Annotated in this window: 22 protein-coding genes and 1 tRNA gene; 6 read left to right on the top strand and 17 right to left on the bottom strand. The window is 37.4% G+C overall.

The window, feature by feature from the left end; all coding sequences use genetic code 11:
• The first annotated feature begins 43 nt into the window (after positions 1 to 43).
• Positions 44 to 1,783, top strand: coding sequence for a histidine--tRNA ligase (gene hisS / locus ACU8DI_RS08370; protein WP_447112315.1), 1,740 nt, complete (start codon positions 44 to 46; stop codon positions 1,781 to 1,783).
• A gap of 98 nt (positions 1,784 to 1,881) precedes the next feature.
• Here the strand turns inward: hisS and ACU8DI_RS08365 are convergent, their stop codons facing one another.
• The 3 genes from ACU8DI_RS08365 to ACU8DI_RS08355 all read right to left on the bottom strand — a co-directional run bounded on the left by ACU8DI_RS08365 (position 1,882) and on the right by ACU8DI_RS08355 (position 12,527).
• Entirely contained in the window at positions 1,882 to 6,540 is a 4,659-nt protein-coding gene (locus tag ACU8DI_RS08365; RefSeq protein WP_447112314.1) for a LamG-like jellyroll fold domain-containing protein, read from the bottom strand.
• 239 nt (positions 6,541 to 6,779) lie between these two features.
• Positions 6,780 to 12,212: a M14 family zinc carboxypeptidase gene (locus ACU8DI_RS08360; RefSeq protein ID WP_447112313.1), complete on the bottom strand. Its 5,433-nt coding sequence runs from the start codon at positions 12,210 to 12,212 to the stop codon at positions 6,780 to 6,782.
• A gap of 241 nt (positions 12,213 to 12,453) precedes the next feature.
• Positions 12,454 to 12,527, bottom strand: a tRNA-Met gene (locus ACU8DI_RS08355).
• A gap of 129 nt (positions 12,528 to 12,656) precedes the next feature.
• Between ACU8DI_RS08355 and ACU8DI_RS08350 the strand changes: the two genes are divergently transcribed.
• Complete coding sequence (locus tag ACU8DI_RS08350; protein WP_447112312.1) at positions 12,657 to 13,049, top strand: START-like domain-containing protein; 393 nt, start codon at positions 12,657 to 12,659, stop codon at positions 13,047 to 13,049.
• 54 nt (positions 13,050 to 13,103) lie between these two features.
• Positions 13,104 to 13,949, top strand: a complete 846-nt coding sequence (locus tag ACU8DI_RS08345) for an aminotransferase class IV (RefSeq protein ID WP_447112311.1) — start codon at positions 13,104 to 13,106, stop codon at positions 13,947 to 13,949.
• On the opposite strand, the gene ACU8DI_RS08340 is transcribed toward ACU8DI_RS08345, so the two are convergent.
• The 5 genes from ACU8DI_RS08340 to ACU8DI_RS08320 form a co-directional block, all read right to left on the bottom strand.
• Entirely contained in the window at positions 13,946 to 14,506 is a 561-nt protein-coding gene (locus ACU8DI_RS08340) for a YqgE/AlgH family protein (protein WP_447112310.1), read from the bottom strand. The genes ACU8DI_RS08345 and ACU8DI_RS08340 overlap by 4 nt on opposite strands.
• 130 nt (positions 14,507 to 14,636) lie before the next feature.
• The gene (locus ACU8DI_RS08335; protein ID WP_447112309.1) at positions 14,637 to 14,909 is read right to left on the bottom strand and encodes an HU family DNA-binding protein; all 273 of its coding nucleotides are present in this window, start codon (positions 14,907 to 14,909) and stop codon (positions 14,637 to 14,639) included.
• Positions 14,910 to 15,108: 199 nt separating this feature from the next.
• Positions 15,109 to 16,062, bottom strand: a complete 954-nt coding sequence (fmt, locus tag ACU8DI_RS08330) for a methionyl-tRNA formyltransferase (RefSeq protein ID WP_447112308.1) — start codon at positions 16,060 to 16,062, stop codon at positions 15,109 to 15,111.
• Positions 16,059 to 17,963 (bottom strand): RecQ family ATP-dependent DNA helicase, encoded by a 1,905-nt coding sequence (locus ACU8DI_RS08325; protein WP_447112307.1) that lies wholly within the window; start codon positions 17,961 to 17,963, stop codon positions 16,059 to 16,061. Before ACU8DI_RS08325 ends, fmt begins: the two co-directional genes overlap by 4 nt.
• Positions 17,964 to 18,503 carry an AAA family ATPase gene (locus ACU8DI_RS08320; protein WP_447112306.1) on the bottom strand — a complete coding sequence of 180 codons (540 nt, stop codon included), beginning with the start codon at positions 18,501 to 18,503 and terminating at the stop codon, positions 17,964 to 17,966.
• Positions 18,504 to 18,594: 91 nt separating this feature from the next.
• Here ACU8DI_RS08320 and ACU8DI_RS08315 point away from each other — a divergent pair, with 91 nt between their 5' ends.
• From ACU8DI_RS08315 to murA, 3 genes are all read left to right on the top strand, one after another.
• Positions 18,595 to 18,888 carry a DUF493 family protein gene (locus ACU8DI_RS08315; protein WP_447112305.1) on the top strand — a complete coding sequence of 98 codons (294 nt, stop codon included), beginning with the start codon at positions 18,595 to 18,597 and terminating at the stop codon, positions 18,886 to 18,888.
• Between the two features lie 89 nt (positions 18,889 to 18,977).
• Positions 18,978 to 19,622: a DUF4290 domain-containing protein gene (locus ACU8DI_RS08310; protein WP_447112304.1), complete on the top strand. Its 645-nt coding sequence runs from the start codon at positions 18,978 to 18,980 to the stop codon at positions 19,620 to 19,622.
• Between the two features lie 9 nt (positions 19,623 to 19,631).
• Complete coding sequence (gene murA / locus ACU8DI_RS08305) at positions 19,632 to 20,948, top strand: UDP-N-acetylglucosamine 1-carboxyvinyltransferase (RefSeq protein WP_447112303.1); 1,317 nt, start codon at positions 19,632 to 19,634, stop codon at positions 20,946 to 20,948.
• Positions 20,949 to 21,133: 185 nt separating this feature from the next.
• Here murA and ACU8DI_RS08300 read toward each other — a convergent pair whose 3' ends face one another.
• From ACU8DI_RS08300 to ACU8DI_RS08260, 9 genes are all read right to left on the bottom strand, one after another.
• Positions 21,134 to 21,496 (bottom strand): SnoaL-like domain-containing protein, encoded by a 363-nt coding sequence (locus ACU8DI_RS08300; RefSeq protein ID WP_447112302.1) that lies wholly within the window; start codon positions 21,494 to 21,496, stop codon positions 21,134 to 21,136.
• A 79-nt stretch (positions 21,497 to 21,575) separates the two neighbouring features.
• Complete coding sequence (locus ACU8DI_RS08295; protein WP_447112301.1) at positions 21,576 to 22,880, bottom strand: cryptochrome/photolyase family protein; 1,305 nt, start codon at positions 22,878 to 22,880, stop codon at positions 21,576 to 21,578.
• The gene (locus tag ACU8DI_RS08290; RefSeq protein ID WP_447112300.1) at positions 22,877 to 23,344 is read right to left on the bottom strand and encodes an SRPBCC family protein; all 468 of its coding nucleotides are present in this window, start codon (positions 23,342 to 23,344) and stop codon (positions 22,877 to 22,879) included. Before ACU8DI_RS08290 ends, ACU8DI_RS08295 begins: the two co-directional genes overlap by 4 nt.
• Before the next feature lies 1 nt (position 23,345).
• On the bottom strand, positions 23,346 to 23,807 hold the full coding sequence (locus ACU8DI_RS08285) for a TspO/MBR family protein (protein ID WP_447112299.1): 462 nt from the start codon (positions 23,805 to 23,807) through the stop codon (positions 23,346 to 23,348).
• A gap of 8 nt (positions 23,808 to 23,815) precedes the next feature.
• On the bottom strand, positions 23,816 to 24,499 hold the full coding sequence (locus ACU8DI_RS08280) for an SDR family NAD(P)-dependent oxidoreductase (protein ID WP_447112298.1): 684 nt from the start codon (positions 24,497 to 24,499) through the stop codon (positions 23,816 to 23,818).
• A 30-nt stretch (positions 24,500 to 24,529) separates the two neighbouring features.
• A complete protein-coding gene (locus tag ACU8DI_RS08275) occupies positions 24,530 to 24,754 on the bottom strand; it encodes a hypothetical protein (protein ID WP_447112297.1) in 225 nt (74 codons plus the stop codon).
• A 4-nt stretch (positions 24,755 to 24,758) separates the two neighbouring features.
• Positions 24,759 to 25,454 carry a GTP cyclohydrolase I FolE gene (gene folE, locus ACU8DI_RS08270; RefSeq protein ID WP_447112296.1) on the bottom strand — a complete coding sequence of 232 codons (696 nt, stop codon included), beginning with the start codon at positions 25,452 to 25,454 and terminating at the stop codon, positions 24,759 to 24,761.
• 55 nt (positions 25,455 to 25,509) lie between these two features.
• Positions 25,510 to 25,782 carry a TIGR03643 family protein gene (locus ACU8DI_RS08265; protein WP_447112295.1) on the bottom strand — a complete coding sequence of 91 codons (273 nt, stop codon included), beginning with the start codon at positions 25,780 to 25,782 and terminating at the stop codon, positions 25,510 to 25,512.
• 1 nt (position 25,783) lies between these two features.
• Complete coding sequence (locus ACU8DI_RS08260) at positions 25,784 to 26,215, bottom strand: hypothetical protein (protein ID WP_447112294.1); 432 nt, start codon at positions 26,213 to 26,215, stop codon at positions 25,784 to 25,786.
• Positions 26,216 to 26,255 lie beyond the last annotated feature (40 nt).

Here is a 26,255-nt window from a genome sequence, read left to right as displayed (position 1 = left end):
AGGACACAAAAAACCGAAAACCTGGAACTCCAGGAACATGATTATGGCTCAAAAACCAAGCATACCAAAAGGAACAAGAGATTTCAATCCAGAAGACGTCGCGAAGCGCAATTATATTTTTGATACTATTCGACGTGCGTTTGAAGTCTACGGTTTCCAACCTATCGAAACTCCTAGTTTTGAAAACTCGAGTACTTTGATGGGCAAATATGGTGATGAAGGCGATCGCTTGATTTTTAAAATATTGAATTCTGGGGATTATCTGAAGAAGATGGATACTGAAATATCCGAATACACTTATTTTATAAATAAAATAACATTAGTCTTAGATAAATTCAATAACAGATTGGATGATAAATTCGGTGATAGTATCAGAAATAGTAATCAAAATGAAACCTTTATTAATGATAATGAGGTAGTTAATTTATATAACGAAGTAATAAACGATACTAGAGAATTCATTCCAGAAATTTTTGATAAAATCGTTGGTGCTGTTGTCAATAAAAAGAAAGATTTATTGATAAGAGAATCCTTGAATTCTATTCGGAATAGAAAGGAAATTTCCAATTCAGTGATTGGGAAAATAGCAAATATTCCTGTATATGATTATCCAATCAGCCAAACCTTATTAAAGGAATTATACAAAGAAACGTATAGTGAATTAATTAGCCTCAATAGTATTTCAAAGGAAATATCAGAAAAAGCCTTGCGTTACGATTTAACGGTGCCATTTGCACGTTACGTGGTGCAACACCAAAACGAGATTGAGTTTCCATTTAAACGTTATCAAATTCAGCCCGTTTGGCGAGCCGATCGTCCACAGAAAGGACGATTTAGAGAATTTTATCAATGTGATGCCGATGTGGTAGGTAGTGATTCCCTCTGGCAAGAAGTGGAATTTGTACAGTTATACGATGCTGTTTTTACAGCCCTAAAACTCAAAGGTGTCACGATAAAAATCAATAACCGAAAAATTCTTTCAGGTATTGCTGAAGTGATTGGCGCCCAAGATAAACTCATCGATTTTACGGTAGCACTTGATAAGTTAGATAAAATAGGCGAGGAGAAGGTGAAAGCTGAAATGCTCGAGAAAGGGATTCCGCAATCAGGAATCGCAAAATTACAACCTTTATTTAGCTTAGCAGGTGATTTTGGGACGCAAGTGGCTGAGTTGAAATCCATCCTTAATGCTTCTGAGGAAGGTTTGAAAGGTATTGAAGAGCTAGAGTTCATTAATAAAGGTATTGACAACCTCAAACTCCAAACGGCCAATCTACAACTGGACGTGACCTTAGCACGAGGCTTAAATTATTATACAGGCGCTATTTTTGAAGTGGCTGCACCAGAAGGTGTGAAAATGGGTTCTATTGGTGGTGGCGGTCGCTACGACGATTTAACAGGTATCTTCGGACTACCAAATGTTAGTGGTGTAGGTATTAGCTTTGGATTAGATCGCATCGCTTTGGTGTTGGAGGATTTAGAGTTGTTTCCAGAAACCATTAGTAATACGGTAAAAGTATTGTTTATCAACTTTGGTGAAGCTGAAGCTATGGCAAGTATGAAAGCTATAAAATCACTTAGAGAACAAGGAATAAGTGCAGAATTGTTTCCAGATAACAAAAAGACGATCAAACAATTTAATTATGCCAATAAACGCAATATTCCTTATGTGGTATTATTAGGTGAATCTGAATTGGCAAACAATACCTTCACGTTAAAGAATATGGTGACTGGTGATCAAGAACAGTTGTCACTGTCACAGCTCATTACACAATTACAGTAGATTTTTTTTAACATCTTTTTACTGCATACAAAAAAGCCTCTTTCCGAAAGGAGAGAGGCTAATTCAAAAGTTAAGCTCACGGTAGATTTGGGTCTATGTTATTTCACCAAAACTTTCTTCGATAGCAAACCGCTTAAAGTATCTATCTTGATAATGTAAGTTCCAGTGCTGAGGTTCTTAACTTCATATTCAGAATAGTCCAGTTCTGAAATATTTTCAATGGTTGTTATATTTTGGCCGATGATATTAAACAATTTAATGGACGTCACATCGACAAAATTAGGGTTCAATACTACAATGCTTTCTGTCTTAGTGTCATAGAAAACATCTAATGAATTCAATGCAGCTTCTTCCACACTAAGGGCATCCGCTGAAGCGTCACTGAATGTTAATTCAAATCTGTCAAGATATTCTCCTGCATTCAAAAAGAATTGGAAATCACTCTCTCGTAAATTATGGTAGGTCTCATTTTCAATATCGTGAATGAAGATATCGATGTCTGCTGGCACATTTTCCAATTCATCAATCGTAATTGTATTCATACCGTCATCCTGAGTTTTTATACCTAATGGATAGACCGTATCAGGTGCCACTTCATTACTACCTTGAATCGTATACTTGTCATTGTCAATCATCCAGAATAAATCATCCATCTGATTGTCATAAGTCTTGGCATCAAATGCCCAGTCATATCCGGTCGTAGTGGTTTCATCAATCGTTAATAATAACTGTCTGTGAATCGTATTTACAGAATTAAATCCAATTCTGAATTTCATTCGGTCATCAATCGCATTCGCATCTGCATCGTCGTAATTTGCCGTAGCATCTGAGGAACGTACGAAAACCGAAGTTCCTAAAGATTCCTTGACATAAGCACGTTGTCCGTTATTGAAATTAATGTTTCCAGTGCTTTCACCTACAACGAAAAATCCTTGACTCACTGGAATGTAACGACCAGGTATTTTAGTAGGTGTACCACCTGTACCAACATCTGGATCATTGGTTCCTAAAGACGGTGCTGCAACACCTCCTGAGAAGTTGTAGGTTGCGTAGCCACCTTGATAATCGGCAAGGTTATGAGAACCGCCTCCCCAATGTTCCCAGAAATACAGTGTACCACTAATTAATGGGTTTGCACCTGCACCTGCAATGGTCGGACCATTATCTGTAATGAACTGGTTCGCGTCAATCGCAGAAGGGTATGGGTTACCAACGAGGTAATCATTACCAGCGTTCAAGGTTAAATTGATATCGCCATTATTTGGTTTACCCAAGAAGACATAATTCTGTAAATCTGTAATCGTTCCAGAACCAGGGCCTTTCATAGTGAATCCTTCACCAGCGAGAATGGTTCCGTTTTGTCTCACATGCTGCCAAGCTGAATAATCATCATCCAGTTGGTTGGCAAATTTCCATATCCAATAATCTGCAATTGTAATGGTTGCACCATCAGATCCGTTGTAACCACTGGTGGTAAAGTTGACAGGATTCGTACCATCATACATAATATTGTTTACAGAATAAGAATTATTATTTGTGGTGGCATTGATAGTTCCAATAGGTGATGACCAATAATTATAAGTGTAAACATCGGCAGTACCTTGTTGGTCTTTTTCTAAAGTACCAGATGAGGTTGGATCTAAATCACTGTCTATAGCCTGTACTAATTGTGATTGACCTTCCAAATCTATTTTTCCATCTAATTTTAAATAATGCGACACCGTTAAGCCGTTACCAGCTGCAGCATCGGCATTATTACCATCAACTGTTAATTCACCAGAATCGACATAGAGTCCTAAGACTTCAACATCTCTTCCCATGACCACTTCGGTATCAATAGTGACATTGTGAGCCACTCTTACAATGTTCCAATCTATTGGTGTGCCATCTACAATAGAGAGCTCACCAGGAACAGCTTGTAAATTACCATTCAGCCAAGTGCTTTTATTTGACCAATTCCCTGCCGATTGTGATTCATAAGGTAATGGTGCAGTTTGTCTATCTACGGTATCTAAGTTTCTTAAAGCACCTTGATTCCCATTTCCAGACGCATCGTCGGTGTTGGTGTACGTATAGACAGACATTGGGTAATACCCAGCTAATTGTGACCAAGGAATGGTACCAACTTCATTTTTAGTGATGGTTGTTGGTAATACTTTACCAGCTACAAAGTTGCTATTTTCTTCAATTTCTTGGTTCATGATAAAGCGCAGTTGGTCTACCGTAAGATCGGTATCCCATACACGAACTTCATCAATATTACCCATGAAATGTTGTATTGTTGAGCCTTTACCTGCTGCGGCAATCAAGAACGAGTCATCTGTGTCAACAGGTGCCGAACGATTGGCCTGAGCACTTACAACACCATCAATATAGATAAATAATCTTGTGCCATTGTAAATAAGCGCGATATGATGCCATTCGTCGTCGGGTATTGAAGTTGTGGACGTCAGAATTTGGTTAGTTCCATTCTTCCAAAATACTTGAATACGATCATTTGTTAGTATTCTGATATCAAATCCAGTTGAGAATGAATTGTTTCGTTTGGAAATGATTGATTTGGTACCAGTATCTGCAGCATCTCTTTTAATCCATGCCGACACAGTAAAACCAGAAGGATTTAAATCCAGATTATCTTCCATATCAATATAATCCACACTACCATCAAAATACACAGAACGTTCTACAATCACTTGAGGTGCATAACCAAAAGTGATGTATTTAGTGCCATCAAAATCGTAAGATGTCTCTAGGTTACCATTACCATCAGAGGTCATAACGCGGTAATCTGCTGTTGGGTCAAATACACCAGTACTTGAAATAAACATGTAGTAATTTCCTGGAGGTGTAATATTTCTTATAGCATTTTGAGGAATTCTCACTTTAACATCAGGAATATCACCACCAGTTTCTACCACTTTCCAAACACGTCGCATGGCCGTAAAGGACACATTTGTTGTAAGGGCAGGGGAAATACCAGCACTCATATTCACACTCACAGTTGTGGCAGCTAAATTTAAGTCGGCACCATTATTACCCCAAACGAGATATTCACCATCATTAAAAGTGGTTGGGTTTGAAGAAATATGATCAGCATTGGTATCGTAGATCTCATCCAATCCCATGGTGATGATCCCTTCAATACGTCCGGTACCATCACTAGCATCATTAACACTTCTAGATTGTTTTTGATTCAGTTCTGAGGCGTCATCTCTACCAATACCAGCAATATCATAGTTGTAGCCAACATTAGCAGACTGATCCCAAATGACGTTACCATCACTATTTACGTAATCTTGAGTTGTTCCGTTAACTCCTAACGTAATACCATATTTTATAGCTAAATACGACTGTATTCTATTGTGAGCTTGTGTAAGATCTCCATCAGTTTTTCTTGAATCGTATGTAATGACTTCTGCAATACGACCATCAAAACTGCCATTCCAATATTGACTGCGTCCTAACCAGTAACGGCCATTCGTGACAGCAGCAAATTGAGCAGGTGCATTATCTTCATTACCAACATTATTTGCGTTGAAATACAATTCCATATTATTTTCGGCGGCATTATGTCTGAAGTTAACAATGCCTACTTGATTGTAATTCATACCAGAATTAGTGTCAGCTCTCCCGTAACCATTTCCTGGATAGGAACTACCATCGCCACCTTCATTGGTTGTCCCAATACAATAAGTTAATCGTTCGTTAAAGAAGCGTTGTGTGTATCTTCCGAATCCAAAACCCGTAACGTCTTCCGTATAAGTATTACCAATTGGATCTGTACTTGTAAAGGTGTCTAACGGGATCATGTCAGTAGTAATCGTTGGGTCTGGAATTAATACCACAAAGGTGTCATGTGAGTTAAAGCCACCAGTCCCTTTCAATTCTTGCCTATTAGTTAAATAGGTCATGTCTTTATCTGACGTTGTATTGTCGTTCTCAAATTCAATAACAGGATTGAAATTGATATTCTTGGTTGTATTGTGCCTGTAAACAGGTGCCTGTGAGCTAATAACTGGCTCAGCATGATTCCCTTTATTGTAATCTGCCCATCTAGTAACACTAGAACCATCAGATAATAAAGTGCTACCATTTACTTTATCCGCTTTTAACCATAAGTCTAGGTCAGCTTCGACACCACCTGGACCTGCGGGAGCAGTTCCGAAAATAGTTCCTTTTATGGAGACGTCATCCATGTAGATTAAATCAGCATCATTACTAGCATTACAGCGTATTCTGAACTGTGCTGTTGGTAACAATGGAAACGTGAAGTCAGTACTAAACATCGTCACTGTCTTGCAATATTTGATACCGTTATTTTCATCGCTTTGTATGTCACCAGTCTTGGTACCATAACCAATGGTGCCACTTCTAAAAACAGCAACTGTTTGCCATGAACCAAAAAGATTATTATCTCTGTACTCAATCAGGAATTCTTCACCATCTTCCATGTCGTTTGAAGATACGTAAAATGTAAAGTCTACTTTATCATATAAACCTAATGAATACAAAGGTGAACGCCAAGTCGATTGGGTATTTGAATTATCTCTTACCATTAAACTATAGTTACCTGAGTTGGCGTAGAATGAACTAAAAACCCTCTCTGCATCTGTACCTCCATCAATCCAGCCTTGAGAGCCAGATTCAAAATCATAGGATGCAATAGTCGTTACGGTTTGAGATTGTGATATGCTTATTGTCAATAATAGTATTGATAACAAAGCATACTTTTTCTGAAAAAAAGTAGAAATTTTCATAAGCGGTTAAATTTTAGTTTGGGACTATTAAATTTATGGTACAAATATAGGTAAAGACTCTATGAAATGCAAAAATATTCGATGAAATGCACAATATATTTTTAAGTTATTGATTTACAGAAATTTAAAATTCAGGTCTTGTGGTATGATTTTTCTGATACCTTAGCAACTATTTGTGTTTACAGAAAAAGGCTGAACTTGTTGAAGTTCAGCCTTTTTTCTATTGTAAACTAGAATTATCAGAATTTGATAAGTTTCTTAGAAACTATAAATCCATTGTCTTTATTCATAATTTTTATGAAGTAAGGCGCTTCTTCCAGGTTTTCCAAATCATTTATGGTGATGGTTCCTTCTACCACAGATTTGATCTTCTTATATACCACACGACCATTCAGATCATAAATACTGATATCAAAGTCACTAGCATTAAAGCTCAGTGGCAAACTAATCTCAATCATCGAATTGAAAGGATTTGGTTTAATTGTAATATTTCTTGGATTCAGTTCACCAATACTTAAAGTGTTATCATCCATACCATCACAATCTTCATCTATTCCGTTATCTGGAATTTCTGTAGCTCCAGGGAATATGTTTTCATTGGAGTCATCACAATCCGTATTGTCAGTGACATATCCAGATGGAAGACTACAATCCTCGATGGAATTGTCTGGATCACCGTAACCATCATTATCTGTATCGGCATAATAGATGCTACTGGTACCATTATCGATAATATCCCACGAACAAGTCGTATTGTTAAAGGTCGCAGTCTCCCAACATTCTGTTGTAGGCTCAGCTGGTTGTGTACCAGTGACATCCCACGAACACGTCGTATTGTTAAACGTAGCAGTTTCCCAACATTCTGTTGAAGGCTCTGCTGGTTGCGTTCCAGTCACATCCCACGAACACGTCGTATTGTTAAACGTAGCAGTTTCCCAACATTCTGTTGAAGGCTCTGCTGGTTGCGTTCCAGTCACATCCCACGAACACGTCGTATTGTTAAAGGTCGCTGTTTCCCAACATTCTGTTGTAGGTTCAGCAGGTTGTGTACCAGTGACATCCCAAGAACAAGTGGTATTATTAAAGGTAGCAGTTTCCCAACACTCGGTTGTAGGCTCAGCTGGTTGCGTTCCAGTGACATCCCACGAACAGGTCGTATTGTTAAAGGTAGCAGTTTCCCAACATTCTGTTGTAGGCTCAGCTGGTTGTGTACCAGTGACATCCCACGAACACGTCGTATTGTTAAACGTAGCAGTTTCCCAACATTCTGTTGAAGGCTCTGCTGGTTGCGTTCCAGTCACATCCCACGAACACGTCGTATTGTTAAAGGTTGCTGTTTCCCAACATTCTGTTGTAGGTTCAGCAGGTTGTGTACCAGTGACATCCCAAGAACAAGTGGTATTATTAAAGGTAGCAGTTTCCCAACATTCTGTTGTAGGCTCTGCAGGTTGCGTTCCAGTCACATCCCATGAACACGTCGTATTATTAAACGTAGCCGTTTCCCAACACTCCGTTGAAGGCTCCGCTGGTTGTGTACCAGTCACATCCCACGAACACGTCGTATTATTAAAGGTAGCAGTTTCCCAACATTCTGTTGTAGGCTCTGCTGGTTGTGTACCAGTGATATCCCACGAACACGTCGTATTATTAAAGGTAGCAGTCTCCCAACATTCTGTTGTAGGCTCTGCTGGTTGTGTACCAGTGACATCCCACGAACACGTCGTATTGTTAAAGGTTGCTGTTTCCCAACATTCTGTTGTAGGCTCTGCTGGTTGTGTACCAGTGACATCCCACGAACACGTCGTATTGTTAAAGGTTGCTGTTTCCCAACATTCTGTTGTAGGCTCAGCAGGTTGCGTCCCAGTCACATCCCATGAACACGTGGTATTGTTAAAGGTAGCCGTTTCCCAACATTCAGTTGTAGGCTCTGCTGGTTGTGTACCAGTGACATCCCACGAACACGTCGTATTATTAAAGGTAGCAGTCTCCCAACATTCTGTTGTAGGCTCTGCTGGTTGTGTACCAGTCACATCCCACGAACACGTCGTATTATTAAAGGTTGCAGTTTCCCAACATTCTGTTGTAGGCTCTGCTGGTTGCGTACCAGTGACCTCCCACGAACACGTCGTATTATTAAAGGTTGCAGTCTCCCAACATTCTGTTGAAGGTTCAGCTGGTTGTGTTCCTTGGTTTTCCCACAAACAGGTGGTATTGTTGTAAACATAATTATCCCAACAATTCACCGCTGTAGGTTCGTCTTGCGCGGTAACGGTCACAGTGGCTGTACAATTATCGGTTTGTCCATCACCATCGGTTACAGTTAACGTGACACTTACAGGTGTACCAATATTACTACAATCGAAAGTATTGATATCGATACTATAATTGGTAATGGCAACATCATCAGAAGAGCCACCATCAACATCAGCAGCAACGATCGTTGCATTACCTGTGTTGTCTAATTGCACGGAAATATCTTGACAAACGGCAGATGGAGGAGCAGATCCTGCCACATCAGCAGTTAAGTTAAGTTGATCAATAGAAATATCACTTCGATAACCACCACCTGTGGTTCCAACAAATCTCAATTTAATTACTTGTCCGTCGAATAAGTTTAACGGCACATTTTCTATAAGCCAAGGATCACCATTAGCAGTTTGCTGACCTCCAGAAATGGTTGTCAGGTTATTCCAGTTGTTACCATTATCGGTAGAAACCTCTAAGGACAAATCGCCCATTTCAATACCATACATGTGATAATAGAAAGAGAAATTGGCATTTTCGTATCCTGACAGATCAAAACAAGGGCTATCGAGATAAACGGTTGCATTTGAGCCTAGATCGGTCGTTGAAGCTTCGGTATAGAAATAACTTCCACTGCCACTAAAATCACTATTAGGACCTGTTTGTCCAGAGCCAGTAGCACCAGAATTATAGGTCCAATCACCATCGTCACCAGTTCCTTGTGACCAATCGCCAATATTGGAGTTCCATGTTTCAGTATATGGATAGGAAACAATTGTAGTACCTGTACAAGGAACGATATCATCCGTTGTAAAATTGGTGGATGTGCTATAAGCAGAGGTCGCGGAAGTACATCTCGTAGCCACCTGGACTTCATAATCGGTTGAAGCCGTTAAACTTGAAATGACATAGTTATTTGTAGGAATGTCTGTTACTTCGATCCAAGTTGGTGCTCCAATCTCTCGATATCTTAAATCATAAGTTGCGGAAGGAATGTTATCCCATGTGACATTGGCACTTACTGTGGTTGTTGCTACTGAAATCCCTGTTGGTACTGTGGTTTCGCAGGGGATTTCTAAGCCGATAATTTTAAAATCATCGAAGTAAAATCCATCAAAATTAGCAGAATAATTTTCACCAAGATTGCCACCATCCGATCTAAATCTAAATCGGAAGGTCACGTTAGATGCATTCAATAAATAACTGTTATTGGAGGCATTGATGACAATTTCTTCCATGATCCAATTATCAAATTGATCACCATCATAAACCCTACCTGAACTATTACTCGCTTGAAACGAACGACTCGTGGAGTTTTTCCCTCCATGGGCATCATTTGTTGTGCTCGCAGAGCTTGGTTTATTATATTTTCCACATAAACTATTCCAATTGCTGCCACCATCAGTTGATGCTAGAAGTTCTACAAAATCAAAATTGCGTTCCACATCCCATTTTGAATAAAATTGAATCAGGACCTCATTCGAACTTGAAAAATCAAACGAACTATTGGATGTTAAGTGACTGGTATTGTTGTTTGGGTAACTAGATGCATTGCCGTTTTTGATAGCTGTGGTATTAGACCAGGCATCTGCGGTTGTTGTAATCCAGTTTCCTGCTACGGTCCAGTTAGATATCCCATCGGTATCCGGATCATCTGAAAAAATAATATTAGGTTGGTAATATTTTTCAATGTTAACTTCATAGAAGATATTTCCGTTATCATCTTCTAATGTGACATTGTATTCTATTTTGTCGTTGGCTGCGATGGAAGGATCTAAAATTAATTGAGCAGTGACATTACGCTGTTCTAAAACAGACATTCCAGTTTGTGTGGAAGGTGAGGTGATAGATGTGATATTTGCTGAAATAGGTGTCACTGTTAAGGTAAAATCACTAGAAGTTTGGCCAACTCTTTCAATTCCAAACGTTAAATCGGAAGTGAGTGTTGAAATATCGCTTTGTGTTAAATCATGAAGCTTGGCGTATTTTCCGCCATAATAATCGTTCATTAAGTTAATACGAACCATGCGCTTCGCAATAGGCACAATATTGGAAGGTGAAGGCCAAAATCCACCTTCACTACCATGGCCGCTCTCTGGTGTGGTTGCCAATACGTTTTGGCCAGATCCAATAGAACCGTTGGCATCTGGATTACCACCTATCATCCAATCATCAGCTATACCGTTTGCTGGCGTAAAAATCGTGGCACCTGATACATAGCGGTTATATTTGGTCATGTCTTCGTGCCATTTGTGCATTTCATCTTCTCTACCTGAGATAAATGATGGATTGCCACCATAAGGATGTGGAATACCATTAGCGTAAGTGTGCTGCCATACAGCAGTTTTAAAGTTTCTACTAAGAATGAAATCTACCATGATTTGAGTTTCAGGTTCTGAAGCTGCTGATGGTCCTCTATAAGAATCACTTGTTGTTGTTCCAGAAGATCCTGTTCCTGCGCTTCCCCAGAAATAATCAAAGTTTCTATTAAGGTCAACACCTCTATTCGTAGATGAATTACTAGTACCACCAGTATTAGGTCTAAGATTCTTACGTTGCATGGCACCACCTCCCGGACTCACATGCTGATTCCATCTTAAGCCATCAGGATTAACAATAGGTACAAAATAGATTTCGTTGTTATCTACTAAGTTTTTAATGGCTGGATCTGTATCGTAGTTTTCTAGTAGGTACCACATATAATAGATATTACCCATAAGCGCACTGACTTCTCTAGAATGAATCATTGACGTATGCAATAATTGTGGTTTACTACCTTCTGGTGACGATTGATCACCAGTGATTCGTTGGTAATAAATGGTTTGTCCAGACCAGGTCGTTGTTCCTTGTGTATTACCCCAAGTTTTTTGGTTGGTTGGTGAGGCATCTTGTCTAGCAGAAATTAAGTTAGGATATAAGGCGTGCATATCATCCATTTCACTATACGCTTCAGCGTAGGTTAAACAACCACCCATACTTCCCAAATTGAAATTAACTGGAACTGCCCAATCTTTCTCGTCGCAACCTTGATATTGTAAATAATTATCTGTGATAACGCTTGAAATGGAAGCTCTTTCATTGTAGTTAGTGCTTGAGCTTCGTGATTTTTCAAGTTCCAATTGTCGGATAGCCGCAGGTAATTCTCTTTGGGCTCTATCGCGGTAGAATTTGGTCAAATCCTCAATATCTACAGTGTAAGCAATCCCTCTTTTGGCAATTTGACTGATTTCAGATTCTGAAAGCTCTAATTGAATGGAATTGTCCGTTAGAGTTGCACCACATCTCAAATCAATACCTTCATCAATTAACTGATCAAAGGTGTTAGGACTGGCATTTCGAATGGTTATTCTTTTGAAGGTCTCTTGGGATATGGCAAGCTGCGTCACAACAAGGCATAACAAAGCAGACAGTAGGGTAATTTTTCTCATTAGTTTGGGGTTTAATGAAGTTTTAGTCTAAAGTTAAGGGTGCTAAGATATTACTTTATTTTAATTTTTATCCATAAAATGCAAAAAAAACCGATGAAATGCATTTATTTAACATTTAAAAAGTGAGTATGTAATTATAAATAGTTGATTTTTAGTGTTTTGTATAAAAACGGTTGTAAATGCATTTTAGTTGGTAGCATAAAAAAAATCCAGAACTTTCGTACTGGATCTTTGACTATTGTAGCGAGAACGAGATTTGAACTCGTGACCTCCGGGTTATGAATCCGACGCTCTAACCAACTGAGCTACCTCGCCATTTATGAGGGTGCAAATATAAAAACAAAATTTATGTGCGCAAACATAAAATGTGCAAATTATTTTTTTTAGCATTTAGTTTTAAACTCAACAATTAATGTATATATTGACAACATAATTAATAGGACTATGGAAGATAAAGTTAAAATTGAGATGGAGTTTGTTATTCATGCTTCACCGCAACTTTTATATCAATATATATCAACGCCTTCTGGCTTGTCAGAGTGGTTTGCAGACAATGTTAATTCCCGTGGAGAAATGTTCACTTTTATTTGGGATGGGAGTGAAGAAAAAGCGAAATTATTAAGTAAAAAAAGTGGCGAGCGTGTAAAATTTAGATGGTTGAGTGATGATGAGGAAGGTGCTTCATACTTTTTCGAAATTCGTATACAGGTAGATGAAATTACGAAGGATGTGTCTATTATTGTGACAGATCATGTTGAGGATGATGAAGTGGACGAAGCAAAAATGCTTTGGGACAATCAAATTTCAGATTTAAAACAAGTTTTGGGCTCAGCTTAGCGTCTAACTTATTTAAGTTTTATATTTGTCTCGATTTTAATCGAGACTTTTTTTATGGTAAATTTTAACGGTAATTTAATTGATAACACAGCTTTTATAACGCCTGAAAATAGAGGTTACAAATATGGCGATGCGTTATTTGAAACTTTAAAAGTGGTTCATGGAAAGATTCTGTTCTGGGAAGATCATTATTTTAGACTTATGGCTTCTATGCGTATTATGAGAATGGAAATCCCTATGAATTTCACCATGGAATTTTTGGAGTCTGAAATTCTAAAGACGATCAATAGTAATGGTCTTGCGAAATCAACAGCGCGTGTACGATTAGATGTAGATAGAGGTGATGGCGGAAAATACATGCCCATCGAGAAGAAGGTAAGTTACAGTATTGTAGCAGAGACGATGGATCAGGAATTTTATGAATACCCAGAAACGACAGCCTATCTAGTAGACCTGTATAAAGATTTTTTTGTCGCTCCAGGGTTGTTATCTACTCTAAAGAGTAACAATAAATTAATTAATGTCTTGGGAAGTATTTATGCACAAGAGAATAACTTTCATTCATGCCTGCTCCTCAATACGAATAAGAATATCATTGAAGCGCTTCATGGCAATTTGTTTTTGGTTTCAGGAGACACTATAAAAACACCACCGTTGGATGATGGTTGCTTAAAAGGCATCATGCGGAAGCAAATAATTGACGTTATTTTAAACTCTGGAGATTATGTTTTGGAAGAGACATCCATTTCGCCATTCGAACTTCAAAAAGCAGATGAATTGTTTATTACCAATGTTATTATCGGGATACAACCAATTTTGAAATATCGAAAAAAGACGTTCGAAACTAAGGTTTCAAAAGACTTATTAAAACGGTTGAATGTCAGGTTAAGATTGTCTTAGTTATAACTTGGATTTTCTGGCGCATTAGACCATAACGAATAATCACCACCAAGTTCGAGCATTTTTTCTTTCCAAAAGGAATCGCAACACTTATCGATAAGCTGATTTTTATAAACGTTTTCAGAAACAATCCATGCATGCGATTCTAATTCGTTGTCTAATTGTTTCGCATCCCAGCCTGAATAGCCTAAAAAGAATCTGATATCAGACTCATTTAATTTCTTGTCTTGAAGTAATTTAAGGACAATTTCAAAATTTCCGCCCCAAAATACACCATTAGAAATCTCTATACTATCCGGAATTAGTTCAGGTACTTTATGAATAAAATATAGATTATCTTGTTCTACAGGGCCACCATTATGCACTTTAAAAGTCGCGTCGGTATCTGGAATGAGATCATTCAAAGTATATTCCAAAGGTTTATTTAAGATAAAACCAATGGAACCGTTGTCATTGTAATCGGCTAGTAAAATAACTGACCGATTAAATGATATATCGCCAATAATAGAAGGTTCGGCTATTAAAAGATGTCCTTTTTTGGGCTTTGAAATAATCATGAAAACATCGTTGATGAACTAAATCTAAAACATATTTTACTAATTACCAACTAATTCAAGTAAATAGTTAAGGTCTAAAAGCAAAAAAGCCCACTATAAAGTGGGCTTTTCGTAATCTATTAAAGGAATACTAGTTGACAGCATTACTTAAATCAGATCCAGCTTTAAACTTTACAACGTTTTTAGCTTTGATTTGTATTGTTTTTCCAGTCTGTGGGTTTCTTCCTTCTCTTGCAGATCTTTTAGAAACTGACCAAGAACCAAATCCTACTAAAGAAACTCTGTTTCCTTTTTGTAAAGCTCCTTCGATGTCAATTAATAATGAATCTAATGCTTTTTTAGCAGCTGCCTTTGTAATTCCTGCGTTCTCTGCCATTCCATTGATTAAATCTGTTTTGTTCATAAAATTTATATTTTAAATTGTTAAAAAAATAGTTGGGTTAAACGTTATCGTTAAATCCGTCTACAAATTTATACGTAAAATCCACCTACGCAAGTAATAGCAAGGGAAATACAAGTATTTGTTGATAACTTTGAGCATTTGTTAATAAAGGCCTGCATTTCATCGGATTTTTTTTTGAATATCAATGTATACAAGGGTTTTAGAGCATTTTGGCATTTTTGTCAAAATCATATCCATTTAATAAGGATTTTATGTCCATTTTCCGCTTTCCTGGCAATTGCATTTCACACACCGAAATATAACCTCCTGGTACAGCTACTTTTAAATTTTCTTTAGTGACCAAAAGCTGTCCAGGTTCCAATTGATGATCTTCAACAATCTTATGGATCTCAAAAATCTTTACCGATAACTTTTCGCCATGATTCAATAGATAGCACCATGCAGAAGGAAATGGGTTTAAGCCGCGAATTTTATTGTAGATGTCATCAATACCCATTGACCAATCAATCTTACAATTGTCTTTATGGAGTTTATAGGCTGTTTTCAAGTCATCGGTATTCGGTTGAATGGTTGTTTGCACAGCGCCTTCTTCAATAAGTTTTACAGTTCTTAACACCACTTGACTTCCCAATTCCATAAGTTTATCATGCAAACTGCCCACTGTTTCATCATTTTCAATGGCTAGCGCTTCCTTTAATATAATCGCACCAGTGTCAATTTTTTCATCAATAAAAAATGTGGTGACGCCTGTGGTGGTTTCACCGTTGATGATGGCCCAATGAATAGGTGCGGCACCTCTATAGTTTGGCAGTAACGAGGCATGTAAATTAAACGTACCAAATTTTGGCATGTCCCAAACGACTTTTGGCAACATTCGAAACGCCACTACGACCTGTAAATTTGCCTCTAAGCTTTGTAATTCTTCCACAAAGGCTTCATCTTTTAGGTTGGTAGGTTGTAGGACTTTAAGGTTGTGATCTACGGCATAGTCTTTTACCGCAGAGGTATTTATTTTTCTACCACGACCAGCAGGTTTATCCGGAGCCGTAATAACACCTGCGATATGATATTGATGTTCAACGAGTGTTTTTAACGTGGCAACTGCAAAATCTGGCGTTCCCATAAACACGATTCTTAATGTCTCTTTTTTCATGTATGATTTATTTTATAACGGTTGGCCACTGTTATCACAATGACCTCATGCTCTAATAATTCTTGAATGGCCTTTAAAAGGTTTGCTTTATCAAAATTAAGCATCTCCATAAGCTCTCTGGAGTTTAAAGCTTGGTTTTCTAAGGCTAGTATAATCTCTTTTTGAATGGATTGGATTGACACTCCTTTAAGTCTCGTGTCTTTATTTAAACACACTGTGCACTTGCCACAATCTTGGTCTGTTGCTTCTCCAAAATACTCGAGGAGTTGACGGCTTCTACATCTTTGATCATTATTGACATAGCTCAGTACAGCATTTACTTGGTCTTTTTTAAGCTGGTGTTGTTGTTCTATGATATTCGCAATTCTGTTAATGGTTTTATCATCTTCTCTAGGCTGTAGAAAAATAACTTCTGAATCTGTATTGGCAAAAAGGAAATCAACGATACCATCTTTTTGCAATTGATTCAATACTGAAATCACCTCTTTTTCGTTCGTAGAAGCTTTATGAGCGATTAAGGATAAGTTAATGGCCAACTGATGTTCAAAAATACCACCATAGGTCCTTAAAATGGTTTTTACAACAGTACTCAAATAGGCATTGGTTTCGAGATACGAAAACATGGCCGAATTGCTTACGACGAATTGTAATTTGGTTTTGTAATTAAACTGCTGTGTTAATTTAATAATACTATTTCTGTCCAAAATTTGTAGCGTATGGAAAGCTTTTGAACTTCCAAAGTCATAGGCTTTACAAAAAGCGCTAAAATCAAAATGGTAAGTACTTAATGCGCCTTCTCCGTAAGAAATTTGAAAGAAATTGCACAGTTTGCGGTATATCAATTTAATTTCTTCGAGTGAAGGAAGGCTATTAATAAATTGATTCTTTAAGAGTTGTTCATCAGAGTTGTTAGTTAGTAAGAATGCATATGACGCATTGCCGTCCCGACCTGCACGACCAGCCTCCTGGTAATAACTTTCTAAACTTTCTGGCAGATTGATATGGATGACGGTTTTTACATCGGGTTTGTCAATTCCCATACCAAATGCCGTCGTCGCTACCATAATTTGTTTTTGGTTGTGCATCCATTGATGGAGACGTTCTTGTTTGTCTTTTGTTGGAATGCCTCCATGGAAAAACGTTGTACTGAACCCTTTTTTCTCTAAATGATTATGAATGTCAATACTTAGCTTTCGGCTTCTCACATAAATGATAGAAGCCCCTTGGTACTTCTTAAGCAATCGCTCTAAGTCATACATTTTATCCTCACTGGAAATCACCTGATAGGATATGTTTTCTCTTGCGAAGGATGCTTTGAATATTTTGGGAGAGATAAAGTCGAGTGCTTCAATAGTTTCCTCGATAACTTTGGGCTTGGCCGTAGCTGTTAAGGCAATAATATTAACGCTTGGTTGTAGTTCTCTGAGAATCGCTATATGTTTATAAGCAGGTCTAAAATCATTGCCCCATTGACTGATACAATGGGCTTCATCCACTGCAATAAGGTTGACATTCATTTGAGCAATACGTTGCTTAACGATATCTTGTTGCAAACGCTCTGGTGAAAGGTAAAGGAATTTGTAGTTTCCGTAAATACAATTATCGAGTAAGGTGTCTAGCTCACTATATTTTATACCACTAGTAATTGCCATAGCCTTAATGCCTTTTTCCTGTAAACTATTTACTTGGTCTTTCATTAAGGCAATTAGTGGCGAAATCACGATACAGATGCCATCTTTGATGAGCGCAGGTATTTGAAAGCAAATGGATTTGCCACCTCCAGTAGGTAGTAGGGCGAAGGTATCATCGTTATTTAGTACTGCATTGATGATGTCCTCCTGAAGAGGTCTAAAAGACGTATGGTTCCAATAGTGTTCTAATATGGTAATGGGATGCGCCATCTATGTCCTAATATGGTCTAAAATAAAATCTGCTCGATTAGAAATACTTTCAAAAGGGACGTCTAAAAGTTCATATCCAAATCGTTTGTAAGTGTCTAATAAGGCGTGATGGATTTCTACAGCTTGTTCAAAATTTTCATAGCGCTCATTATCACTAACAAAAATCTCTTGCCATGGTGCCAATACAAATACCTTTTCATAGGTGTGGGTTTTACAAGCCTCTACGAAATTGGCTGGATAGTCATTTCCTGAATAATCCATGTAAGCCAAAACGTCTGGTAAACCTCGATCTAAAAAAACCAGGTCTTCTTCTGATCTTTCTGCTGCTTTAAATTGTGCGATTCTACCTTTCAAAAGCAGTTCGCTAAACAAGAGTGGTTTTGTTAGAAAAAGCTGTTCTATACCATCTTTTCTAGCTTCTAAAATGACCTGTCTGGATACTTCTTCAAAACAGGAATATTGACGTTTAATAAGTTCATTTATAATAGAAGATTTTCCGGTGCCTGGTCCACCTGTAATGACGATTTTCTGCGTATTCAATTTGGCAAGGTTTTGGTTGTAAAATTACTAATAAATAATGCAAAGTAAAATTGAAAGGAAACTGTATCTTTGCAAGTGAAGAAAAAATGATATGAGTCAAGATAAAAAAACAGAAGCTTTTTATAAAAAATTAAGGACACAGCTTTATGAGACAGCCAGTTGGCCTTCGGAATATCTTTATAAATTTATTATTCCTACAGATACCGATAAGATTCGTCAAATTGAGGATTTGTTTGATAACTTAGGTGCCGTGATTACCACTAAAGAATCTGGAAAAGGTACCTATACGAGTGTGACAGTGAATCTACACATGAAAGATCCTGATGCGGTCATCGCTAAGTACCAAGAGGTAGCCTCAAAGGTAGAGGGAGTTATTTCTTTATAAAAAAGAAGGACAGTCGCTAAATTTTTGTATTTTGCACTCGTGCAGAAGAACTTCATGCATGATTTACATATACTACACAAATTAATATTTTGATAGACGATTTAGAATACAATACAGAGCGCGAACATTTGATTATTCCAGAATACGGAAGGCATCTTCAGAAAATGATCAACTACGCGAAAGAGTTACCTACAAAAGAGGAACGTAATAAAGTGGCAAAGTCGATTATTAATGTCATGGGGAATTTACAGCCACACTTGCGTGACGTACCAGATTTTCAACATAAACTTTGGGATCAATTATTCATTATGTCCGATTTTGAATTGGATGCGGATTCTCCTTATCCAAAACCTTCAAAAGAGGAATTAAGTGAAGGTCCAGATCCATTGAAATATCCTCAAAATCATCCTAAATATCGTTTTTATGGAAACAATATTAAGACCATGATTGATGTGGCTAATACTTGGGAAGAAGGGGATTTAAAAGAGGCGTTGGTCTATACCATCGCTAATCACATGAAAAAGTGTTTTTTAAATTGGAATAAGGATACCGTTGAAGATAATGTCATTTTTGACCATTTATACGAACTTTCAGGAGGAAAAATCAACTTAAAAACTAGTGATGAAGACTTGTCAGATGCCTCCAGTTTAATGCGCAATAAGAAAAAATATTCGAGCAGCAAGAAATCACATCACAAAAAAAGTAATTCCAATCGCAATAGAAAACGCTACTAAAAACACTTCATGGCAACATTTATAATTGAAGGAGGTCATCAACTTAAAGGACACATCCAACCTCAAGGAGCAAAAAACGAAGCACTACAAATTTTATGCGCAGTTCTTTTAACTGCAGAAGAAATTAGAATTGATAATATACCCGATATTATTGACGTCAATAAACTGATCGCTTTATTGAAAAAATTAGGTGTAAAAATTCATAACGTAGGAAAGGGGTCTTACACATTTAAGGCAGATGAAGTCAATTTAAGTTATTTAGAATCTGAAGAGTTTAAGGAAGATGGAAAGGGTCTTAGAGGATCGATCATGATTGTTGGACCTTTACTGGCGCGTTTTGGAAAGGGCTATATACCAAAGCCTGGAGGAGATAAAATAGGAAGACGTCGATTAGATACACACTTTGAAGGCTTTATCAAATTAGGGGCGAAATTCAGATACAACAAAGAAGATTATTTTTATGGTGTAGAAGCAGATCAGCTTCAAGGAACGTACATGCTATTAGATGAGGCTTCTGTAACAGGAACCGCTAATATCGTCATGGCTGCTGTCATGGCAGAAGGTACAACCACGATCTATAATGCCGCTTGTGAGCCTTATTTACAGCAATTGTGTAAAATGCTGAATAGAATGGGTGCCAAGATTAGTGGCGTTGGTTCTAATATGTTGATTATTGAAGGTGTTAAAACCTTGGGAGGTACCAATCATAGAATGCTTCCGGATATGATTGAAATAGGAAGCTGGATAGGATTAGCAGCAATGACTAAGAGTGAATTAACGATTACGAATGTGAGTTGGGACGATTTAGGATTAATTCCAAGTGTTTTTAGAAAACTAGGAATTACCGTAGAACGCCAAGGGGATGATATTCATATTCCTGCACATACAGATGGTTATGAAGTTCAAAGCTATATTGACGGTTCTATACTCACGGTATCCGATGCGCCGTGGCCAGGTTTTACACCAGATTTATTAAGTATTGTTTTGGTGGTGCTGACGCAGGCGAGAGGAAGTGCTCTTGTTCATCAGAAAATGTTTGAGAGTCGATTGTTTTTCGTTGATAAGCTTATTGATATGGGTGCTAAAATCATTTTATGTGATCCTCATAGAGCGACCGTTATTGGGCATGATTTCAAATCGCAATTGAAGGCTACAACGATGACCTCTCCAGATATTAGAGCGGGTGTTTCCTTATTGATTGCAGCATTATCAGCCAAAGGAACGTCTACCATCCATAATATTGAACAAATCGATAGAGGTTATGAAAATATCGATGAGCGTTTACGCGCTATTGGTGCTAAAATAACTCGTGTAGAAGGGAATTAACACTATAATAAAACTAAAGAAGAGCCCTTATTTCTATAAGGGCTTTTTTTTATTAGAGTTGAACGGCGTCACTTGCAAATAAGGTCTTTCTGAATTCAATGGATTTTTTCTCATGCACTAAAATCATAAATGCGGTAACATATTTTATTATTGGTTTCATGGTTTATAACATCAAGAAGTTCAAATTATTCTATACTGTAGAAAAACTGCTCACTTTCTATTTGACCATCTTTCACGCCAAATACAGCGACTTCTTCCATCTGCTGCCTACCGCGATCTTTAAAGGTAACATCAAAGCTCATTTTTGAGGTGAAATGATTGTCTGCAACAATAGGGTCACTGATGTCACCTCCATGGAACTCAACAACATTATCAAGCCATTCCTTGTTTTTATTCCATACATTCTGTTTACCAGAAATAATTTCGCCAGGCATACCAGGCATTTCCCTGCTCGTCACATTTTCGGCATATAATTCAGTAATACAGTCTAGGTTTTTACCTTCTCTGCACATTTGGGCCCATTTTTGAGCAACATCTTTTGTATTCATTTTAAATTGATTTTAGGATAGATTCTTAAAAGTACTTAAAAATGAGATTGATGTCTTTTAAAACAATGTTAATCTTCTATTAATTAAGAGCGTCCTTATAGGTTTTAAGACAGCGCTCTCGTGCTTTTTTATGATCGACTATTTGATCGACATAATCTTCTGTATTGTACTCAGGAACATAGGTTTTGATGTAATGTCTTTCCTTGTCGAATTTTTCTATCTGGGTGGTTGGGTTAAAAATTCTGAAGTATGGTGCCGCATCAACACCAGAGCCTGCAACCCATTGCCAATTTCCCACATTGCTGGCCATTTCATAATCATGTAATTTTTCAGCGAAATAGGCTTCGCCCCAACGCCAATCGATTAACAAATGTTTACATAAAAAACTACCTACGAGCATACGAACACGATTGTGCATAAAGCCTGTTTCATTCAGTTGCCTCATGCCAGCATCAACTAAAGGATAGCCTGTCTTTCCCTCACACCATAACTTGAATTCTTTTTCATTGTTACGCCATTCAATTCTGTCATATTTAGATTTGAACGACTTATTTACCGTGTGTGGAAAATGCCATAGAATTTGCATAAAAAACTCACGCCAAATTAATTCCTGCCAAAAAATTTCATTTTTTTCGGCAATAGCTTTTTTAATCATTTTTCGAACGCTCACCGTACCAAAACGCAAATGCGGACCTAATCGTGAGGTTGCATCTTTGGCTGGGAAGTTTCGCGTAGCTTCATAATCTTGTATAAGCGTTGGTGTCACGTTGTAATCGGCGATTTCCTGACTAGATCTTTCAAACCCAATATCTGAAAGACTGAGATTGGGTAGTCGCGTATGCGCTACTAAATTTTCGAGATAGGAATTCGTGTAAAAAATCTGAAGATCATGCGATTGGAACTTTTCTTTCCAGACTTTCATGTAAGGCGTATAAACGACATAGGGATCGCCATCTTTTTTGACAACTTCATCTTTTTCAAAAATGACTTGATCTTTAAATGTTTTGAAATCTATATCCTTTTCGGATAAAAAATTCTCAATAGCCTCGTCACGTTCTTTCGCATAAGGTTCGTAGTCATGGTTGGCATATACCGAATTAATATCGTAGTCTGAAACTAATGCTTTGTAAATGTCCAGTGGCTTTCCGTGGTATATGGCAAGACTACTGTTGTGTTCTTTTTGTAAGGTGTCTCGCATGGCCTGCAAGGTGTCATGAATAAATGTGACGCGAGCGTCCGCTTTGGGAAGTTGTTCTAAAATTTCTGAGTCAAAAATAAAAATGGGTAATACAGGCAAGCCACTTTTCAAGGCTTCATAAAAGCCCACATTGTCATCCAAACGTAAATCACGTCTAAACCAGAATATATTTAATGGTTGTTTCATACCGAGTAAGTTCCAAAAAGTTCTTCTAATTTTTTGGTGCGATAGTCAAAGATTTCTTCCAATTTAGGCTTGACTAAAAAAGGATGTACCAATTGGCCTAAAATCCCGAAAGGGACTTTGTAATCAATGATGTCCTCCATTTCTACACCACCTTCAATGGCTTTAATAAAATGTTTATGATGCCATAATGCATAGGGACCAAAGCGTTGTTCATCTACAAAATACTGTTTGTCAATACTATGGGTAATTTCTGTCACCCATTTGGTTTTAATGCCCAATACTGGTGTTACAATGTACTGAATTATTTGCCCAGCAAACATAGGTCTATCAGCGCCAGACAGAATATGAAATCCCATATAATCAGGCGTGATTGTTTTTAAGTTTTTCGGGTCTGATAAAAATTCCCAGGCGGTGTCAATGGAAATGGGAAGATTTTGAGTTTTATGAAGTCTATAGATTTTCATACTAGTTATAGATAGTAATATAAAGATTGAGCGACGTGGCGATACACAACCATATTAAATAGGGAGCGATAAGTATTGATTTACCTTTTAGATCTTTTAAATAGGTCACTAGAAATGCTGCAACGATGATGGTTAATAAGGTGATGTTAAACAATCCGAAAACGGTGAAATGTTGGTTGAAAAAAATAAAATTCCAACTGACGTTGAGTAACCATTGAATAGCGAAAAGCCAAAGCACCTTATGAGATCGTCGCTTCAAATAGAGAAATGCCATGTAGGCCGCAAAACAAATCATGATGCTGGTCCAAGCCACACCAAATACCCAACCGTCTGGTGTCCATGGTGCTTTGTTTAAACTAAGGTACCAGTCACTGGTTGGTCCATCATTCATTAACCAACTGCCTATACCTAAGGCACCAAAATTGACAATTAAGAATATGATAAAAGGCTTCAGGAATTTCATGTCTACGATTAAATTTTAAAGCTAACAATTCCGTAGTCCATTTCAAAAACTTGTCCGGATATAGCACTGGCTTTATCAGAAAGCAGAAATTCTGCCATTTCAGCAACTTCTTTAGGTTGCAGATAATTCTTTAAAGGATGACGTTCCTTAATATTGTCGATCATCTTTTCGTTGCGTAGTAATTTAGAAGCCAATTCTGTATCTGTTACTGTTGGTGCGATAGCGTTGATCCGCAAGGTTGTTGCCATTTCAGCTCCTAAAGATTTTACGAGACCTTCCACACCAGATTTAGCGGCTGCAATACTCGTGTGAAACGGCATGCCTAATTTCGCTGCTACTGTACTGAAAAGTACAATAGATGGTGCTTCTCCCTTTTTAAGAATGTCTAAATAGGTTTGGATGGATTTAACAGCTCCAATCACATTCACTTCATAATCCTCTCGGAACTCGTCTAAACTGAAACGATTTATGGGTTTTAAATTGATGCTTCCCGGACAATAAATAAGGCCGTCAGCTGCTGTTATCTCAGGTAAACTATCAGTGAGTACATCACAGGAGTGATGTGTCAATCGTTCATGTGATTGCTTAGGTTCAGATCTACTAATGTTGATGACGTTATGGTTTTCTAGTAATGTTTCAACAATAGCATTGCCAATACCTTTACTGCCACCAATGACAATAAATGTTTTCATTTTGGAAGGTTTTTATATATATAGATGAAATTAAGCTCTTAAGGGCTTTCCTTTAAGGCGCTTTTCTACCTTTCTTTTAATGGCAGTTAAGCGTTTCATGATATCCATGATGCGTTCATCTTTTTTCTTTTTGTAAATCTGATTTAAATCGAGAATTAAGGCTTTAGCTTCACGTGAAATTTTCACACGGTCGCTTGTAGACAATGATTTTCTCTTACGCTGTTCAAATTCTAGAGCTTTATCTATTAAATCCATAATCTTAATTGTTTATATAATTTTGTAATTCGGTCACTTTTTGTGTTGTTTGAAATGCACCACCATAATAACTAGTGACAGTTGATGATGTATCATCTTTTATGCCTCTTGATGACACGCATAAATGCTTCGCATCGATAATAACTGCAACATCTTCAGTATTTAAAATGGTTTTCAACTCTTCAGCAATTTGATTCGTCAAACGTTCTTGAACTTGTGGTCGCTTGGCATAATACTGTACAATTCTGTTCAGTTTAGAAAGTCCGATAACTTTACCTGAAGAAATGTATGCTACATGCGCTTTTCCTATAATTGGGACAAAGTGGTGTTCACAGTTGGAGTAGAAGGTGATATTCTTTTCCACAAGCATCTGATTGTATTGGTATTTGTTATCGAATAATGCCACCTTGGGTTTGTTTTCTGGATTAAGTCCTGAAAATATTTCATCGATGTACATTTTCGCTACACGCTTAGGTGTTCCTTTTAAAGAGTCATCTGTAAGATCTAAGCCCATAACATCCATGATTTCTTCAAATAAAATAGCAATGCGCGCTTTCTTATCGTCATCACTCAATTTAAAGGCATCTTTTTTCATGGGTGTTTCCAATCCTGTGTAAAGATGATCATCACCAATTTCTGTATTTGAGAAACCATTTAGTGTATGGCCATTTGTTTTAGGTGTTAAGGTTTTTGTACTCATGTGTTGTCTTTTTAGTGTGCTGTCCTACGGAACTCATCTCCGAAGTCAAAGCACGTTAGCGTTTTGAAATTGAGTTATGGGTAATTTGTTTTTGTCTGGAGCACTTAAACCTTCCTTTTTCAAAACTTCTGAGTTTTTCGTGCTTTGTTTTTCTACCTTGAACGCGTTTTCGCCACATTCTGAAACTGCTGGGTTTCATTTCTTTGCGCATTAGTGTGATCACCTCTTGCTCATTTAAGCCAAATTGAAATTCTATGGCTTCAAAGGTTGTACGGTCTTCCCAAGCCATTTCAATGATTCTATCTGTTGCTCTTGTGCTTAATTTCATCTTAAAAAGCACTTTGAAAATTATACTGTTCATCAAAGCGAACTTTTGCCGCCATCAACTTTCTAAAAAAGGATTTATTCTCCTTAAACGTTTTATTATTTTTAAAATGAATAAATTTACCTTGAGCATGAATACTGGCGCCATTCGTTTTGTATAACACCAATTGGTAATAAGGGATGACCCACGTAAAATTCTTTAATCCCTTGTTGATATAAATCAGTAAACCGTAAGGTCGCATTTCCATATTCGCATAATTGATATCTGAGACTTTATTCATGTATGACTCTAAATTTGGACTCACCTTTTCTATCATCATACGTCTAGAACCAATACCCTTCATTCTAAGAGATTCAAAAAACGAATAGGGTTTACCAATGAGGTCATTGATAATTTGCTTATGCTCTTTGTTGTTATATGTAGAATCTAATATCAATCTAACGTTTTGTATCTATCCAAATCTACAAAATGTTTAA

This window comes from Psychroserpens sp. BH13MA-6 (assembly GCF_052983595.1).
Note: the sequence above shows the minus strand (reverse complement) of the source record. Positions and strands in the feature narration are given on the sequence as shown.